Raw genomic sequence first — 17,435 nt, 5'->3', positions numbered from 1 at the left:
CGCTTTTTTCAGTCCTTGCGACGGGACGTCCTTTTGACATCAGGCTCCGGTTCCGGACCCGCCATTTTGAGCAGCACGTGCAGCGCGGCAGCACGTGACGGTACATCCAGGCGGCGATACGCCCCCAGCAGTGCCTCCTCGTCACCGGCCAAAAGGCCGAACGAACCCTGCTCCTCCTCCAGCAATTCCTGGGGCGGCGGAACATCCGGATCCAGGCCGACAAGATAGGATACCGATGTTCCCAGCGCCTCGGCAAGCTTCACCAGGCGCCGCCCGCGCGGGATCGGCATTTTGCCAGCGCGCAGCCTGTCGAGAAAATCCGTTGGCAGCCCAGCCTGTTTCAACGCTGCCTCGAGCGGCAGATCCATCCGCTCAAGCCGTGCTTCGATGCGTTCGATGACAGGTTCCGTTTCGCGCCCGGCGGCCATTGCGTCATCTCCTTCGGCCGATGCGATGCTGGCAGCGGCGGACGCCGCCATTGGTCGCAGCCGTTTCAGTTGTCAATAACGGAGGCCGCAATCCGACGGGCGCGAAACCATCCCGGCCGCGCCGTGTTATGGCGCCATGCATGCCCACGGTGAAACATGACGATCGAGGCGCAGCAGGCCGGCCCGCTCGCCCCGCCGGCCGCCGAGGCGTTCTACGCGGCCTGCCGTTCCTCGTTGGCGGCACCTATGCGCTTTGTTGCTATACCGGAATTCGGCGTCCGACCAAGGACCCGGCCGAGGCATGCTTGCTGGCGGACAGCCTGCGTTCCTGCACCATCCCGGTGGTGGCGGTGCTGGGCAATCATGATTACGAATGCGGCCACGTCGATGAGGTGCGGGCAATCGTTCGCCGTGCCGGCGTGCACCTGCTGGAAGGCCAATCCTGCATCATTGATGGCGTCGGCTTCGTCGGCATCAAGGGATTTGCCGGTGGCTTCGGCACGCGCATGCTGGGCTCGTTCGGCGAACCGGCGATCAAGCAGTTCGTCGCTGAAACGGTGCAGGAAGCGCTGTCGCTGGAAAACGCGATGCGGCGGACGCCAACGCAGCGCACCGTCGTGGTGCTTCATTACGCACCAATTTCCGAAACGATCCGGTGTGAACCGCCGGAAATTTTTCCCGTTCCTGGGGTGTTCGCGCCTGGCCAAGACGATTGACCGGTTCAGGGTGAACGCGGTGCTGCACGGCCACGCGCACCGCGGCCGTTACGAGGGCAAGACCCCAGGCGGGATGCCAGTTTTTAACGTTGCACATCATATTGAAAAGCCGACCGGCCGACCATACGCTTTGTTGCACGTATAGCCGCGCATCCCAGTGGCCGCCCTGCCAACCATCCAGACAGGCTCTCGCAGTTGGGCAGATCTGACGGTCGTGACGCTGTAATCGCCGTCCTTCAAGCTAAGTTGATATTATTAAAATGATCCGTGGGTGACCTGGGTCATAAAGCTCCCCATCACAATATCATATCAGAGCCGGTGAGTGCGGCAGTTTTGGTCTTCGCTGTGGCGCACGCATCACAGATCAGGACTCGGAGGACGACGATGAAGGCGATCTTCGCACTGACGCTCGGCACGGCCATGGTGTTGTCATCCGCGGCATTGGCCCAATCCAATCCTGCCCGGGAAACGGCGCCGACGGCCAGTGAGTCGTTGATGGCGCCATATACCGCGCCTCCCCCCATAGCCGGCGCTCCGCGGCCCTTGTTCAACATTGGCCAACTGCCGGTCGGGGTCTGGGCTCCCGTTCAGCCGCCTTACGATTCGCGGGCTAATCGCACGGGCGCGGCGAATCCGGTGTGGTGGGATGACAACGCCTTCTAGCGGCGACAAAATCCACCGCCGGTTTTGCAACGACATGCCGAGGCGCTGATTTTGACGCCGAGCTTTCCGTAACCGCTCAGCCATTCGGTCACGTCGCAGTTTCGTTGGCGGACACGCTCAATAGTCGAGCGCTGCTGAAACCACTGGCGCAGCGCGGCGTTGGCGAAGCGAAGGAGACCAGCCGATGCCTCGCATGCGCCGAAAGATTGCCGATCGTGTCCAGGGTTTTATGAACGACTGGTCCTTGCCGAGGCAGTTTGCCGGCGAAAGCCCCTACTCCACCGCCGCCCAGAGCACCCAGTCGAAGACGTTGCGTCCCCGGCTTGAGGATGCCGACACGGTCGGCACCAGCATTTGTCCGTTCTGTGCCGTAGGCTGTTCCCAGCTTGTCTATGCGAAGAAGGGCCGGCCGATTCACGTCGAAGGCGACCCGCGGAGCCCGATCAACCAGGGCACGCTTTGCCCCAAAGGCGCCGGCACCCTCGGCCTGCTGACCAGCCCGCTACGGTTGAATTACGTGCAATATCGCGCGCCGCATTCGACAAAATGGGAACGGAAGCCGCTCGACTGGGCGATGGAACGAATCGCGCAGATCACGAAGCGGACGCGCGATGAGACGTTCACCCATACTCTGCCCGATGGCTCGGCGGTCAACCACACGTTGGGCATCGCCTCCATCGGCGGTGCCACGATGGATAACGAAGAGAACTACCTCATCAAGAAATTCTTCGGCGGCGGCCTGGGGATGGTGGGGATCGAGAACCAGGCGCGAATTTGACACTCCGCGTCGGTCCCCAGTCTGGGTGCCTCCTTTGGACGCGGTGCGGCGACAATGCAGCTCTGGAGCCTGGCGCATGCGGACTGCATCGTCATCATGGGCTCCAACATGGCGGAGAACCATCCGGTCGGGTTCCGGTTCGTTACGCAGGCCAAGCAGCGTGGCGCGACGATTATCCATGTCGATCCGCGGTTCACGCGCACCTCGGCGTTATCGGACACTTACGCGCCGATCCGGTCGGGGACTGATATCGCTTTCCTGGGTGGTATCATACGGTACATTCTGGCCGACGACCTATGGTTCCGTGAGTGGGTGATGGCGTACACCAACATCGCGGCGGTCATCACTTACAAGTACAAGGGACCCGAGGACCTGGAAGGCTATTTCTCCGGCTTCCGGGACAAGGACGGATGCTACAACGTAGAAAATTGGCAGCCGGCCGGCGAGCCGGAGCCCTCGCCTCTGGCCGAACACCATGCCGGGCATCATACCAGCACCACCGAAACGTTGTTCGGCGCGCGCAAGAGCCATCATCCACCGCCGGAGGATCCGACTCTCCACGATCCGAACTGCGTCTATCAGATCCTGAAGCGCCACTATGAGCGCTACACGCCCGAGGCCGTCGAGCGGATCACCGGCTGCCCCAGGGATACATTCCTGCGAGTCTGCGAGGCGCTGACGAGCAATTCAGGCCGTGACAGAACGAGCTCGTTCTGTTACGCTGTCGGCTGGACACATCATGAAACCGGCGTGCAGATCATCCGCGCCTGCTGCATCATACAGTCCCTGCTGGGCAACATGGGGCGGCCGGGTGGCGGGATCATGGCGCTGCGCGGCCATTGCAGCATCCAGGGCAGCACGGATATCCCGACACTGTACAACATGCTGCCGACGTATCTGCCACAGCCGAATGCGCACAAACCGCATCACAGCCTGAAGGACCTGCTGGAAGCCGAAACAGTTCCGACCGGCTGGTGGCACAATTTCCCGAAATACTTCGTCAGCCTGCTGAAAGCCTGGTACGGCGACAATGCCACGCCGGATAACGAATTCTGCTTCTCATACTTACCGAAACTGACAGGCGATCATTCGCAATTGCCGATTTCCCTGGCTACCTGTGACGGGGTCACGCGCGGCATGTTCGTGTTCGGGCAGAATCCGGTGGTGGGCTCGGTCAATTCCGACCTGATAGAACGCGGCCTTGCGAAGCTGGAGTGGCTGGTCGTGCGCGACAGCTTCGAGACGGAAACAGCAAGCTTCTGGAAGAAGGGGCGTCTGGTGCAGCGTGGTGAACTGCGTCCAGAGGACATCAGTACCGAAATATTCCTGCTGCCGGCCTGCGCGCCGGCCGAAAAGGACGGCACGCTGACCAACACCGGCCGCCTGGTGCAGTGGCACGACAAGATCCTGGAACCAGTGGGCGACAACCGCTCCGACCTTTGGTTCATGGTGCATCTGGGCAACCGGCTGAAACAGCTGTACGCCGACAGCACCGAAGCGAGGGACAGGCCGATCCAGGCGCTGACCTGGGATTATCGGCTGAGAGGCAAGCAGCAGGAGCCGGATGCGCTGCAGGTGCTGCAGGAAATCAACGGCTGCACGTGGGCGGACAAAAAGCTTGTCGCCAGCTTTCAGGAACTGAAGGACGACGGGTCCACCGCCTGCGGCGGATGGCTATATGCCGGCATCACGCCAAGCGCCGACCATAACCAGGCGCGGGCACGTCAGCCAGACGCTATCGGCATGGAAACGAACCACCGGGGTTGGGGTTTCGCCTGGCCGTCGAACAGGCGGGAGATGTACAACCGCGCCTCGGCGGATCCCGAAGGTCGTCCATGGTCGGAGGCCAAGCGGCTGGTCTGGTGGAACGACGCCGAGGGCAAGTGGGACGGCAATGATGTCCCGGACTTCGTCGAAACCAAGCCCCCCGGGTACCGGCCGGACTGGTCGAAGAACCCGCAGGGAATGGAGGCTCTGGCTGGGACGGATCCGTTCATTATGGTGCCGCATGGCCGGTCACAGATCTTCGTGCCGTCGGGCCTGAAAGACGGTCCGCTGCCGGTTCATTACGAGCCGATGGAAAGCCCGATCGCCAATCCGCTGTACAAGCGCCAGGTCGATCCGGCAACGAAGACGTGGCCGCGGCCCGGCAACGAATACCATGCACCGGCGGACCCTCGGTTTCCTTATGTGTTCACCACCTATCGGCTGACGGAACTGCATTGCGGCGGCCTCTCCACGCGGGCAATGCCGCACACGGCTGAGCTGCAGCCGGAGGCCTTCGTGGAAGTTCCGCCGGAACTGGCGCAGGAAAAAGGGGTCGCGCAGCTCGACTGGGTGGTGCTGTCCACGTTGCGGGGCGAGATCGAGGTGAAGGCGATGATCACTGACCGCCTGCGCCCGTTCACCATTGATGGCCGCACGGTCTATCAGATCGGCATGCCCTGGGTGTTCGGCTGGGAAGGCTATGCCCGGGGCGATATCGCCAACGTGCTTCTGGCGATTTTCGGCGACGCCAACACCAGCATCCACAGCACCAAGGCGCTGACCTGCAATCTGCGCAAAGGGCGGCTGGGTGGCTCCGCAAGTCAGCCCATGCCGAAGACCCCACCGGTCAAGGCGCCGTCGGGACAGGAGGTGCTGCGGCGAATCGACAAGCTGCTTGCGGACAAGCCCGATCGCATCGGACATGATTTCTCAGCCGCTACGATCGCGTTGTGCGCCTATCGCGGTGCGCTGCTCCACCAGACGGGAAATGCCGCGCCTGCACAGAAGGACGTCGAGCGCATGAACCAGCTCAACAGTGTCATCAGCGTCGTGTACGGCACGCACTATCCCATCGGCGGACCGAAATGGGAGCCGCTGGAAAAGGCGCGCGAACGTTTCGCCTCGCTGATAGCGGAGGACTGAGCGAGTGCAAGCGGCGGGCATCGCCTCCCGCCGGTGCCCAGACCATATCCCGGCAAACTTACTTCGGCAGGTTGCCCGGCTTGGCGAAACGGAAATAGTCTTGTGGCCGCCGGGCGGATTCGTCGCCGGCTTCCATCACTCCCGTGCGCAGGCAGAAGCTGCCGGCGAGGATCGCCAGCGAAGCCAGGTCACTCAATATTCCCGCGCTGCGCTTGCCTTTTCCCGCGAGCATTTGCAGCGCAAACGGCGCGATCGTGCCGATCTGCGCGATCGTCCGGGTATCCGCCGCGGCATCCTCCGCCGCCGAGATCCCCCGGGTCCGGTACGTTGCCTCGGAAACCACCGACGCGCCCAGTTCCACCGCCAGCGCCGCCAGTGCCAGCGTATCCAGCTTGCGCGCCAGGCTCCTGCTGCCGGCGTGCCGTTCCGCCATCGCCAGCGCGGCGGCACCGGATGCCATGGATGAACTGCCGAACTGCACGGCCAGGGATTTCGGCGCGGCCGCCCAAAGCGGCGTGCTGGTGGACGACAGCAGCGAAGCGGTATAGGTGCCCAGTCCCGCGCCGGCCACCGCGGCAGGAACCTGGGTAGTCCGGGCGATCCCATGCAGCAGCCGCGCCCAGCCCGGCCTCACCCAATCGGCCGCGACCTGCGCTGCGGCGGTTGCACCGCTGAAGATGGAAAATCCCATCAGAATCCACGTACCGATCGACATCGGCGACGTCGGCCTGGCGATCCGCAGCATGTTGTAGAAACGTTTTGGCGTGTGCAGGTCATAGACCAACAGGACCGAGCCAAGCGTCGGCGCCAGCATCGACAGCAAGCGTCCACGGCGCACCAGCCCCTCGCGCCGCGGCGCCCTGGCCACATCGGCAACGGTTGCAATCACCTGCGCCACGCCGCACAACCCGGCAAGAAAAATGTAGCTTCCCACCACTGAATTCTCGAACGGCGCCGGCTTCAGGGCCGGCCGTCCGTAATACGTCGTGCCGTCATAGGCGTCCGACACCGGCCGGGCAGCGCTAGGCGAAGGCAAGGGAATGAAGTTCATGCGGGTCTCGCTCCCCAGGGCTCAATCGCGTCGGGAAAACAGCGCTACAGCGGCAACAGCCAGGCCTGCAACGGCGGCAAGGCCGCTCAAAAGGCTCGGCGCGACGCGGTCCGACGGACGCGTTGGCGCTTCCGGCAAGTTGTAAACCTCCGGCCGGTCGGTCAGCAGGAAGAAGGCGTTGAGATACTTCAGCCCGCCTGTCGCGCCCGGTCCGTCCGGCGCGCCATACAGATACGCTGACGGAACGCCTACCGCATGCAGATGCTCCAGGCGTTTCGCCGCGCGCTGCTGCAGATCCGCGACCTCACCGAACTGAATCGAATCGGTGGGACAGGACTTGGCACAAGCCGGCTCCAGGCCGCCCTTCAGGCGATCGTAGCACAACGTGCATTTATGCGCCTTGCCGTCGAGTGGATTGAGGTCCACCACCCCGAACGGACACGCCGGCACGCAATAGCCGCAGCCGTTGCAGATATCCTGCTGCACGACCACCGTATCGAATTCGGTCTTGAACAGCGCGCCGGTCGGGCATGCCTCCATGCAGGGCGGGTTGTGGCAATGCTTGCAAACATCGCTCATCATCAACCAGTTGCTCTGGAACGGGCGCATCTCCGTCGGCCTGTCGGCCATCTGCTCGATGAACGCGACGTGACGCCAGGTGTTGGCCGAAAGATGGCCGGTGTTGTCGTAGCTGTCGCCGGTCAGTCCCAGGTTGTCGGCGGGCAGGTTGTTCCATTCCTTGCAGGCCACCTCGCAGGCCTTGCAGCCGATGCAGACCGTGGTGTCGGTGAAGAACCCGTACGACCTTCCGGGCTCGATACGAACGCCGGCGGTCAGTTCCGCTTCATGCGGCAGCGGATGGCGGAATTCCGATTCCGGATAGTCCCGGACCCGGTTGCTCAGCGGCAGGCCGGCGATCATTGCCGCGCCCATTGCCGCGCCCCCTGGCCGCGACGCTGTTCCGGCAGCACATCGATGGCATGGGCGGCGTAGCCGATGATGGCCGGATCGTTGTCATAAGTGACGCGCACGCGCGCCTGCCGATGCTGCAACGGCGGCAGTTGCTGCGCCTCGGCCGAGGCCTTGTGCGACAGGATGAACAGATGCCGCTCGCCGGCGTCCGTCTCCAGCATGAACCGGCTTTCCTGGGTGAACAGCACTGTTCCTTCCACGCGTTTCATTGCGCCCGCCTTTCGCTCGCAGGCGGAACGCGGCGCGGCGCGCGTGGTTTGGCCGCCACGCCTCGCGATCGGTTCAACTATCGGGCAGAAGACACGATCCGCTCATGGCAATCCGCGGCGGATTTCGCGGGAGAAATCGGCGTCCTGCACCGCATCGTCCGGGCGATGGATCAGGCTGGCGCGTTTCAGGGCATCGAATGGCAGATCGCTGTCCATCCGCCCCAAGTCGTAAGCGTAACGGTCTGCATGGCCGCTGAACAGGAGCATCCAGCTATACGGGATGACCCGCGCCGCTGCGTTGGCGCGGTCCACCACGTTGGTCGTGCAGTTGTTCAGCAACGTGTTGTAGAATTCGGGCCTTTCCGCGAGCGTATGGATGCGGTCGACGTAGCTCAGGAACAGGGCGCGCTGTTCGGCCGGCGTGGCCCGCAGGCGGTACAGGTACACCCGCTCGCGCCTGGCGTCGGTGCGCGCGCCGATCAGGTCCCGCTCATCGGCGACGACGTAGATCAGCTCGTAGCGACGGAAGAAGCCGGCCAGGGCGGACCAGGGCTTGCCACGCTCGCGCCTGGTTTCGACCGAAACCGCCAGATGTTGGCCATCGCGGAAGCCAAACGACAGGAAGACGTGGGCGATGGCGTCGCCGGCCCAGTAGGAACAGACCAGATCGACCTCATTCAGCTGGCTCAACCGGAAATCCGCGTCATGATAGTGCGGCCGGAGCGTGCCGTCCGGCAACCACGCCGCGTTCCTGATGTTATGGAGCCGGATCGTATCGCCGTCGCGGCTCGCCGACGCGGTCCGGCTGTATTCCGGCTCCCAAACGCGGTCGTTCGATGGCGTCAGGCTGGCCCACCATGCCAGCACAAGGGCGAACAGGCCCGCGGCGGCGGCCCACCGGCGCCAGCCCGGCAGGCCCAGCAGGCACGCCGCCATGGTCAGCGCGAATCCGGCGGCCAGCACGTCCGGGACCGGCGGCGGGGCGCGCAACCCGAAATACAGCGCCAACGCGCCCCACACCCCCCCGGCGACGGCCAGCGCGGCAAGGACCGCGTTCAACCCACGCCGCATCGGCCGCTTCATTGCGCCACAGTCACGGCACCGGCGCACCCCAGCGCCGGGCAGTCAGCCGCCAGTTGCACCAGCAGAATCCGCCGCACCTCGGCGATCGTGACCGGATTCGACTGAGTGGAATGCCCCGAGCGGACGACCAGCTCGGAATCCACCCCGCCGATATGGGCGCTCTTGTACTTCACCACGCCGTCGTCGCCGGACTCCGCCGGCCCGTTGCCCTGGACCGCAATGATCGAGTGGGCATGTATCCCGGGCGCCACCGGCGTATCCGCCAGCGCCTTGATGAACGGGTTGCCCGGCGACATCCCGTAGATGCTGCCGACGCGGAACCTGGATGGATCGAATGTCAGCGCGTCGGCGTTGCCGGTTACGATGCTGGCGCCCGCCTTGGTCACCGCCAGCGGCAGCGTCACCAGCCGCGCCACCAGACGCGCCGCCGAAAACGCGGCCACGTAGCTTCCCCGTTGCGGTGTCGCGATGAAAATCACCCGCTCGACTTCCGGCATCGGCGTCGGGAACAGTCCGCGCCGCAGCAGCGTCCGGGACTCCTCGTCCAGCTTCAACTGGTCGAGCGGACGCTTGCTGAGTTTGCGGAACAATGCGTCTCCGGGATCGATGACCAGCATCTTCGCCAGCAGCCCGCCCTGGCTATGCCCGATCAGCACCATGTGCCCGAGCGCCGGATCGCTGGCCTTGCCGCCCAGCGCCGCCAGCGCCTGCCGCAAAGTGTCGCGCAGCGTCAGCGCCGAATACGGGATCGGCGCGCCGCTGGCATAGGTGAACGCCCAGAACTCGTAATGCGCGCGGATCTGCGGATCCTCCAGCAGATCATTGATCATGTCCGCCCACCGCACGTTGCTGGAGGCGGTGCCGTGGATCAGGACAACCGGCATGCGGCCCTTGCGGTGCGGCTCCAGGCCGACCAGCCGCGGGCTGGTGTTCAGCAGGTCGCCGTAAAGGAAGGCGTTGATTTCGTTGCGCAGGATCGGCGTCTGGCCCAGGCTGATCACCCGGGCCGCGGTCTGGTCATACTCGATCGGCACCGGCTGGTTGTCGATCGCAACGGAAGCGGAATCGAAAATGTCATAGACCGCCAGCGTCCCGTGCAATGACCCGCTCGCAAGCTGCCGGCGCGGCGCGGGAATCGTCAGCACGAAGCTTGCCGGAATCCGCAGCCGGGGCGCGACCTGCATGCCGCGCACCGCTGAATCGGAGCGAATGACCTGCGCGGCCACCGCGGCGCCGATGCCGGGCCTGTGATACTGGTTCCGCAGGCCGATCACCTTGGTCGTTCCGGTCGGTATGAAACCACCCAGTTTCCGTCCGCCCCATTCCAGCCTGTCCTGGTCCATGGCGATGTCGATCGTTCCGAACGGCAGGTGGTAACCCCCCGGCCGGGCGGACACCTCGCCGCCGCCCGGAGGCGACAGCGCCATCGTCAGTGCCATGTTGTACAGGTCGCAGGCCTGGCGGAACCGGGGATCGTACGGATTCGGCCGTTCGCCGCCGGGTTCAGGGAACAGAAACGCATAGGCATAGATCGCCGCGGCCAGATAGCGTGCCGGCGACTGCTCCTTCTCCGCGGTCGCGTAGCTGAGTTCAGCCAGCGCGAACAGGTCGCTCCAGGCGTCCGGATGGCCAACGACTTCGGCGTGCAGCACGGCGATGGTTTCTGATGGGTAATAGGCATAACTCTGCGACAGGTTGTGCCGCCGCAGCACGGTCCGCGTCGTCTCGCTCAAGCGGTCGCCGGTCAGCGCGCTGCGGTTCAGCCAGTTATAAGCGTCCTGCTGGTCCAGTTTGACGATGCGAACGGGCCCGCTGCATCCGGCCAGCAGCAGGATCGCCAGGGCGACGGAGGCCCGGCGCGCAGGCCGCCGGACGGCGCTGGCGGGGGCGGCCGGAAGCGGGCGCGGCATCATGCTGTACTGGTTCCTCGCATGGCCGGATGATCGAAGCGAACGCGGCGGCGCACTATGCCGTTTCGGCAACGCCGGCCATAATATTGAATTCGGAACGGACAGCTCCATCCGCCCGCGCGGGTGTCACGCGCCGGGCGGAAATCCTTCGCCCTGGTCAGCCGGAGTCTCGGCATGAACCTGGCGGCAGATGTCGCGCAGCGCCGGTTTCAGTCCCTCCTCCGGCGTCGGGTGATAGAACGGCAGGCGCAACAGGTCGCGCGCCGTCTGTCCCTGCTCGATCGCCCAGGCAAGCAGATGCGCCATGTGATCGGCACCCGGCGCCACCATCGCGGCGCCGACAAGGTGCCCCGCTGCCGAAGCCGATCCTGCAATGTGGTCTCGACCCAGGGCGAGTAGACGTACTTGTCGATCACCTCGGCCGGCGGCGCCAGCTGCCGTGGCCCTCACCAGCGCGGGCGGCCGGGATGAACCGGGTACAGATCGTCTGCGCCGGGTGCGCGCAGGCCATGCGCAGCGCGGGCAGCAGGACACGCGACGTGTGCCAGTCCGTTTCCTCAGCGAACAGGCGTTGCACGTCGCAGCATAGATGCACGCAGTTCGGACCGGCAGGGCCGTGCCGCAGCGTTTATTGTCCGGTTACATCCCGATGGCTTCCTTCGGCAGTCCCGGACGATGAACGGGTCACCCAGCCGGAACCAGCTGACACCGAACCAGTCGTTGCCCCCATCATAAAATCCGATCGCGGCGGCCTGGCTGGGGCCGGGCCCGCCGGACTACGGCAGGTTGCGCCGGGATGCCTATGCCGGGTTCGACATCCACTCGCGGTGGCGCAGTTCGTCGGCATGCGCCCGCTCAAAAATCCGCCGCGCATCCTGCGGTGCTTCTGCGTGGCGAGAGGCCCGTTCGTACGCCGTCACGGTATCCTCTTCGTTGGTGCGCATGGCAGTCAGGATGGCGCCGTCGCCCATGATGCTGGCCAGCGCGACCTTGCCCGTCGTCAACAACTGCTTAACATCGCCTTCCCGGTGCGCTGTCGCCCCGGCGGCCGTGGCAAGCTGCGTCAGTTCCTGCACGTGGCGGTCGTGATCAGCCTTGAAGGACACGACCTTCTGCTTGTAGGCCGCGTTTGTCAGCCGCTCGATCGTCTGGTCATAGGCGGCGATCGCATCGTGCTCGAGCAGCAGAAGGTTTTCCACCAGATCCTGGTAAGTCGTTTCAGTTCCTACAGTCGTTACCATTGTCATTTCCTATGCTGTTGGCTGCCAGGCAAGCGTGCGAGGGCAACGTGTGCCCACTGTATTCGTTCCCGGGACACGAAGTTTTTGCGCTGTTCCGGCATCGGCCTGACTGGCCGTTGCTGCGTCACGAACCCGCGTGGCCGTGACCCGGCCGGCAACCGGGCGCGGCGGAGCGCGGGTAACGGCAAGGGTTCGCGGAAATGCGCAGCAGCAAGCCGCGGCACAGCCTCCGCTCAGCCGGCGAGCGGCCGCGCCAGGAACACCGTGCCCGCCACTGGCGTGTCGTAATACGGCTCGATCGGCGCAAACCCCGCCTTGCGGTAAAGCGCGATCGCCTCGGTCATGGTGGGCAGCGTATCCAGCCGCATCTCGCGATAGCCGATGCGCAGCGCCGCCGCGACGATCGCGTCAACCAGCGCCTGGCCCAGGCCATGGCCGCGGGCATGGGGCGCGACGTAGAGCCGCTTCATCTCGCAGCATCCCGCCGGCGCCAGCGGCCGCAGCCCAACGCATCCCAGCGGCTTGCCATGATGGTCCCGCGCCAGCAGAAGCTCGCCGGCCGGCGGGGTGTATTTCCCGGGCAGGCTCGCCAGCTCAGCGGTGAAATCCTGATAACCGAGATCGATCCCCAGTGAGGCGGCATAAGCCTCGAACAGGCGCACCGCCGCTTCAATGTCAGCAATCGACCGAGCCGGTCTGATACGAAACGAAACCTCGGACATGTAAAAAACCAGAATGAAATCAGGCGCGCCGCCACGACGGCGCCGCGCCCTTCCTGTCACGGCCGCGCACGGCCCGGCAGGCGCCGGGCTCATGCGGTCACGGCCGCGCCTCAGACCTTGTTGATGGAGGCCCGGTAGATCTCGTCGATCGACTCGCCAAGCGCGGCATCGAATTCCGCGTCGCTCATCGACACCTTCAGCCCCTCGGTCAGCGCCCGCGAGAAGCTCGCGATCATGCGGTGGTTGCTTGCCAGCAGCCTGCAGGCCTCGGCCCGTGAATAGCCGCCCGACAGCGCAACGACCCGCACCACGCGCGGATGTTTCGTCAGCCCGAGATAGAGGTCGGTCTCCGTCGGAATCGTCAGCTTCAGCATCACCTTGCGGCTGTCCGGCAGGGCGTCCAGGTGCCGGGTCAGCTGGTCCTTCAGGATCGCCTCGGCCCCCTTCTTGTCCGGGCTCTTGATTGACACCTCCGGCTCGATGATCGGCACCAGCCCGTGGCGGCCGATCTGCTCGGCGATCTCGAACTGCTGTTTCACGATGGCGGCGATGCCCGATTTCGACGGCAGGTTGATGACCGAGCGCATCTTGGTGCCGAACACGCCCAGCTTCACCGCCCGCTCCAGCAGCGCGTCCAGGCCGGAAATCGGCTTCATCAGGCTGACGCCGTCGGTCTCGGCCTCCAGCCCCTTGTCCACCTTCAGGAACGGCACGACGCCACGATCTTCCCAGAGGAACGTTGGCACCTGCTTGCCATGCGCCTCCCCGTCCATCGTGCGTTCGAACAGGATCGCGCCGATGACCTTCTCGCCGGTGAAGGCGGGGGCGGAGACGATGCGCACCCGCATTTCGTGCATCAGCCGGAACATCTCGGCGTCGCCGCTGTAGGCGCTGTCCTGTATGCCGTAGAGGCGCAGCGCGCCCGGCGTCGAGCCGCCGCTCTGGTCCAGTGCGGCGATGAAGCCGCCCTTGGTGGACATCTGCGCCAGCATCTTGTCATTGGCCATGTCTGTCATCCCTGTTTGTGGCCGCTGCGGGCAAACGGCGCGGCGGCGGCCTGGATCGGTTGCCTCGAACCCGCACCAGTATTGGCATAGCGCTCGCGGCCGGCGCAATCTCCGCCGACCGCGCACGGTGATCGTCGCGATGCGTTTCCGCGGGGTGCGATCGATATTGCAACGATGCCGCCAACCCAGGCCGTCCCGCGCGCCCGGCGGAGGCGCGGAAGCAACGGCCGGCGGCAATGCCGGCCGATGGGGGCGGTCCCGCGGATTAGTCGGCGTAGGTGACCAGCGCCTCGCAGGGCACGTCCAGCTTGGCGCGGCCGTTCAGCGCCGCCAGCTCGATCAGCGTCGCGGCGGCGGGCACCACCGCGCCCACCTGGCGCAGCAGCGCAATGCCGGCCGCCATGGTGCCGCCGGTCGCCAGCAGGTCGTCCACCACCACCACGCGCTGCCCGGGCTGCACCGCGTCGGCCTGGATTTCGACACGGTCCTCGCCGTATTCCAGGGCGTAGTTGTAGCCGATGGTGTCGCCCGGCAGCTTGCCGCGCTTGCGGATCATGATGAAGCCGCAGCCCAGCTTCAGCGCCAGCGGCGCGGCGACCAGGAAGCCGCGGCTTTCCATCCCCGCCACTAAATCCGGCATGTAGGCCCGCACCGCCCGGGCCATGCGGCCCATCGCCACCTGCCAGGCATCAGCCTCCCGCAGCAGCGTGGAGATGTCGTAGAACAGGATGCCGGGCTTGGGAAAATCCGGAATCCCGCGGATATGGTCTTTCAGGTCCATCAGCCCGGGTCCTTCAGTCAGTGCGGCGCACCCTATAAAGCGGGCCTTGCCGCCTCGCCAGCCCCTGGTTGCCACAGGACCGCCGATTCAGCAGACTGGAAGCCATGAGCGACCCCCGTCTGCGCAACGCCGCGATCGACGCGGCCCTGGACGAGGCCAGGGAACGCTACCTCGCCCGCAACCCGCTCAGCCTGGCCCGCTGGCTGGAGGCGGTCACGGTCATGCCGGGCGGCAACACCCGCACTGTGCTGCACTACGCCCCCTTCCCGCTGGCGATGGCGCGTGCCGAGGGCTGCCGGCTATGGGACGCCGACGGGCACGAGTATGTCGATTTCCTGGGCGACTACACCGCCGGTCTGTACGGCCACGCGCATCCGGTGATCCGCGCCGCGATCGACCGGGCGCTGGAGGGGGGCATCAGCCTGGGCGCCTCCAATATGGATGAAGCCCGCTTCGCCCGCGCGGTCTGCGAGCGGTTCGGCCTGCAGCGGGTGCGCTTCACCAACTCCGGCACCGAGGCGAACCTGCTGGCGATCTCGCTCGGGCGGATTTTCACCCGCCGAAGCAAGGTGATGGCGTTCAACGGCGCCTACCACGGCGCGGTGTTCGGCTTCGCCGGCGGCGGATCGCCGATGAACCTGCCGATCGAGACGGTGCTGGCACCCTATAATGAGAGTGAGCGGACCCGCGCCCTGATCACCGAAGACCTCGCCCTGGTGATCGTCGAACCGATGATCGGCAGCGGCGGCTGCATCCCCGCGCGGCCGGACTTCCTGGCGATGCTGCGGCAGGAAACCGCCCGCGTCGGCGCGCTGCTGGTGTTCGACGAGGTGATGACGTCCCGCCTCGCTCCCGGCGGGCTGCAATCGGCCGTGGGGGTGAAGCCCGACCTGACGACACTGGGGAAATATGTCGGCGGCGGGATGTCGTTCGGCGCGTTCGGCGGCCGCGGCGAGATCATGGACCGCTTCGACCCCAGGCGCCGTGACGCGCTGCCGCATGCCGGGACGTTCAACAACAACGTGCTGACCATGGCGGCGGGGCTGGCGGGCCTGACCGAGGTCTATACGCCAGAGGCGGCCCTGGCGCTGAACGCAAGCGGCGACGCGCTGCGGGACCGGCTGAACGCCGCCTGCCGCGCCGCCGATGCGCCGCTGCAGTTCACCGGCCTGGGCTCGATGCTGGCGGTGCACGCCACGCCCGACCCGGTCACCACGCCCGAGGCCGCGGCGGCGGCGAATCCGAAACTGAAGGAACTGTTCTTCTTCGACATGCTGGCGCAGGGCATCTGGCTGGCGCGCCGGGGCATGATGACCCTGTCGCTGCCCATCGACGATGCCGCGTGCGATGCGCTGGTCGCAGCGGTGGAGGAGTTCCTGTCGGCCCGGCAATCATTGCTGGACTGAGATCTTCCTGTCCGGCGGTTGCATTGACGGCTTTACGGACTGCACCGTTGGTGCGCATAGTGCCGTGCGGAACCGAACCGATTTCACGTCCTCTCATCAGCGGAGCAAATGCTGTGCTGCAAGGAAAAGTTCTGGTGGCTCAAGGCGGTGGCCCCACCGCGGTCATCAACCAGTCGCTCGTCGGCGTCGTGCTGGAAGGGCGCAAGCATCGAAACGTCAACCTGGTCTACGGCGCGCTGCACGGCGTGCGCGGCATCGTCGACGAGGACTTCGTCGACCTGACGCAGGAGACCACCCACAACCTGGAGATGGTGGGCGACACCCCGTCCTCGGCGCTGGGCTCGACCCGCGACAAGCCGGACCTGAAGTATTGCCAGGAGATCTTCAAGGTCCTGAAGGCGCACGACATCCGGTATTTCTTCTATATCGGCGGCAATGATTCGTCGGACACCGTGCGCATCGTCGCCGAGGAGGCGCGAAAGGCCGATCACCCGATCCGGGTGGTGCATATCCCGAAGACGATCGACAACGACGTGGTGCTGAACGACCATACGCCGGGCTTCCCCTCGGCGGCGCGGTTCGTGGTGCAGGCGGTGCTGGGGGCCAACCTGGACAACCGCTCGCTGCCCGGAGTCTATATCGGCGTCGTCATGGGCCGCCACGCCGGGTTCCTGACCGCCGCCGCGGCGCTGGGCAAGAAGTTCCCCGACGACGGGCCGCACATGATCTACCTGCCGGAGCGCACCTTCCGGGTGGAAAGCTTCCTCTCCGACGTCAAGAACGCCATGGATCGGTACGGCCGTTGCGTCGTCGCCGTGTCGGAAGGCATCCACGACGAATCCGGCCAGCCGGTTGTCACCAGGCTGGCGAAGGAGATCGAGCGCGACGCGCATGGCAACGTGCAGCTTTCCGGCACCGGCGCGCTGGCGGAACTGCTGACCGACGCGGTCAAGACCAAGCTGGGCATCAGCCGCGTGCGCGGCGACACCTTCGGCTACCTGCAGCGCTCGTTCATCGGCTGCGTTTCCGACGTCGACCAGCGCGAGGCGCGGGAAGTCGGCGAGAAGGCGGTGCAGTACGCGATGTATGGCGACTCCAACGGCTCGGTCACGATCGAGCGGACCGGCTATTACTCAGTCGACTACAAGCTGGTGCCGCTGGAGTCGGTGGCCGGCAAGACGCGGACGATGCCGGATGAGTTCATTGCGCCGAACGGCACCGACGTGACCGACGCCTTTCGGCTGTACCTGCGTCCGCTGCTGGGCAAGGGGCTGCCGGATGCGTTCCGGCTGCGGCCGAACCGGGTGGCGAAGATTTTGAAGGCGTAGCGGAACGGACCGCGTCCCGCTGGGTTCGGCGGGACGCGGCCGGTTCGTTTCTTTCACGTGTTGGGCGCGCGTCGTCCCGGCCTGCCGCCAGGCGTTTTCGTTCGGCGGGGCCGCTGGGATCGTTGACCGGAGCCGGGCGGGGTCCTGCGACGGGCGTTTTGTGGCACCGGGCCGGTGTGACGGTGGCGCCTGTCGGCGGTGGCGATTTCGCCGGCGCATCCGCAGTGTAT

General features: G+C 65.6%; 15 protein-coding genes and 1 pseudogene. 5 read left to right on the top strand and 11 right to left on the bottom strand.

Annotation, left to right across the window (positions count from 1 at the left end; translation table 11 throughout):
• Positions 1–8: 8 nt before the first annotated feature.
• A complete protein-coding gene (locus CCS01_RS08500) occupies positions 9–428 on the bottom strand; it encodes a helix-turn-helix domain-containing protein (RefSeq protein ID WP_104518423.1) in 420 nt (139 codons plus the stop codon).
• Positions 429–769: 341 nt separating this feature from the next.
• Here CCS01_RS08500 and CCS01_RS08495 point away from each other — a divergent pair, with 341 nt between their 5' ends.
• The 3 genes and pseudogenes from CCS01_RS08495 to fdh all read left to right on the top strand — a co-directional run.
• Positions 770–1,144: a metallophosphoesterase family protein gene (locus CCS01_RS08495; protein WP_193540117.1), complete on the top strand. Its 375-nt coding sequence runs from the start codon at positions 770–772 to the stop codon at positions 1,142–1,144.
• 384 nt (positions 1,145–1,528) lie between these two features.
• The gene (locus CCS01_RS32605) at positions 1,529–1,807 is read left to right on the top strand and encodes a hypothetical protein (protein WP_146101620.1); all 279 of its coding nucleotides are present in this window, start codon (positions 1,529–1,531) and stop codon (positions 1,805–1,807) included.
• Between the two features lie 229 nt (positions 1,808–2,036).
• Positions 2,037–5,159, top strand: a pseudogene (fdh, locus tag CCS01_RS08480) (formate dehydrogenase); the annotation flags it as partial.
• 394 nt (positions 5,160–5,553) lie between these two features.
• Here fdh and nrfD read toward each other — a convergent pair.
• From nrfD to CCS01_RS08430, 10 genes are all read right to left on the bottom strand, one after another.
• The gene (nrfD, locus tag CCS01_RS08475; protein ID WP_104518393.1) at positions 5,554–6,546 is read right to left on the bottom strand and encodes an NrfD/PsrC family molybdoenzyme membrane anchor subunit; all 993 of its coding nucleotides are present in this window, start codon (positions 6,544–6,546) and stop codon (positions 5,554–5,556) included.
• Between the two features lie 21 nt (positions 6,547–6,567).
• Positions 6,568–7,479 (bottom strand): 4Fe-4S dicluster domain-containing protein, encoded by a 912-nt coding sequence (locus tag CCS01_RS08470; RefSeq protein WP_239992060.1) that lies wholly within the window; start codon positions 7,477–7,479, stop codon positions 6,568–6,570.
• Complete coding sequence (locus CCS01_RS08465; RefSeq protein ID WP_104518392.1) at positions 7,464–7,727, bottom strand: hypothetical protein; 264 nt, start codon at positions 7,725–7,727, stop codon at positions 7,464–7,466. The genes CCS01_RS08470 and CCS01_RS08465 overlap by 16 nt, the downstream gene beginning before the upstream one ends.
• Before the next feature lie 102 nt (positions 7,728–7,829).
• A complete protein-coding gene (locus CCS01_RS08460) occupies positions 7,830–8,798 on the bottom strand; it encodes an Lnb N-terminal periplasmic domain-containing protein (RefSeq protein ID WP_146101618.1) in 969 nt (322 codons plus the stop codon).
• Positions 8,799–8,806: 8 nt separating this feature from the next.
• Positions 8,807–10,723: an esterase/lipase family protein gene (locus CCS01_RS08455; RefSeq protein ID WP_239992059.1), complete on the bottom strand. Its 1,917-nt coding sequence runs from the start codon at positions 10,721–10,723 to the stop codon at positions 8,807–8,809.
• Positions 10,724–10,846: 123 nt separating this feature from the next.
• Positions 10,847–11,170 carry a hypothetical protein gene (locus CCS01_RS36010; protein WP_408887479.1) on the bottom strand — a complete coding sequence of 108 codons (324 nt, stop codon included), beginning with the start codon at positions 11,168–11,170 and terminating at the stop codon, positions 10,847–10,849.
• A 350-nt stretch (positions 11,171–11,520) separates the two neighbouring features.
• Complete coding sequence (locus tag CCS01_RS08445; RefSeq protein WP_104518389.1) at positions 11,521–11,961, bottom strand: DUF2383 domain-containing protein; 441 nt, start codon at positions 11,959–11,961, stop codon at positions 11,521–11,523.
• 233 nt (positions 11,962–12,194) lie between these two features.
• Positions 12,195–12,683, bottom strand: a complete 489-nt coding sequence (locus tag CCS01_RS08440) for a GNAT family N-acetyltransferase (RefSeq protein ID WP_104518388.1) — start codon at positions 12,681–12,683, stop codon at positions 12,195–12,197.
• Between the two features lie 110 nt (positions 12,684–12,793).
• Positions 12,794–13,690, bottom strand: a complete 897-nt coding sequence (locus CCS01_RS08435; RefSeq protein ID WP_104518387.1) for a fructose bisphosphate aldolase — start codon at positions 13,688–13,690, stop codon at positions 12,794–12,796.
• A gap of 265 nt (positions 13,691–13,955) precedes the next feature.
• The gene (locus tag CCS01_RS08430) at positions 13,956–14,471 is read right to left on the bottom strand and encodes an adenine phosphoribosyltransferase (protein WP_104518386.1); all 516 of its coding nucleotides are present in this window, start codon (positions 14,469–14,471) and stop codon (positions 13,956–13,958) included.
• A 104-nt stretch (positions 14,472–14,575) separates the two neighbouring features.
• On the opposite strand from CCS01_RS08430, the gene CCS01_RS08425 reads away from it, so the two are divergent.
• Together CCS01_RS08425 and CCS01_RS08420 are read left to right on the top strand one after the other, a co-directional pair.
• Complete coding sequence (locus tag CCS01_RS08425) at positions 14,576–15,877, top strand: aspartate aminotransferase family protein (RefSeq protein ID WP_104518385.1); 1,302 nt, start codon at positions 14,576–14,578, stop codon at positions 15,875–15,877.
• The gene (locus CCS01_RS08420) at positions 15,814–17,205 is read left to right on the top strand and encodes a 6-phosphofructokinase (RefSeq protein WP_456307594.1); all 1,392 of its coding nucleotides are present in this window, start codon (positions 15,814–15,816) and stop codon (positions 17,203–17,205) included. The genes CCS01_RS08425 and CCS01_RS08420 overlap by 64 nt, the downstream gene beginning before the upstream one ends.
• Positions 17,206–17,435: the final 230 nt, after the last annotated feature.

It is taken from the genome of Rhodopila globiformis (assembly GCF_002937115.1).
Lineage (GTDB): Bacteria > Pseudomonadota > Alphaproteobacteria > Acetobacterales > Acetobacteraceae > Rhodopila > Rhodopila globiformis.
This window is presented reverse-complemented; position numbering and strand designations above follow the sequence as displayed.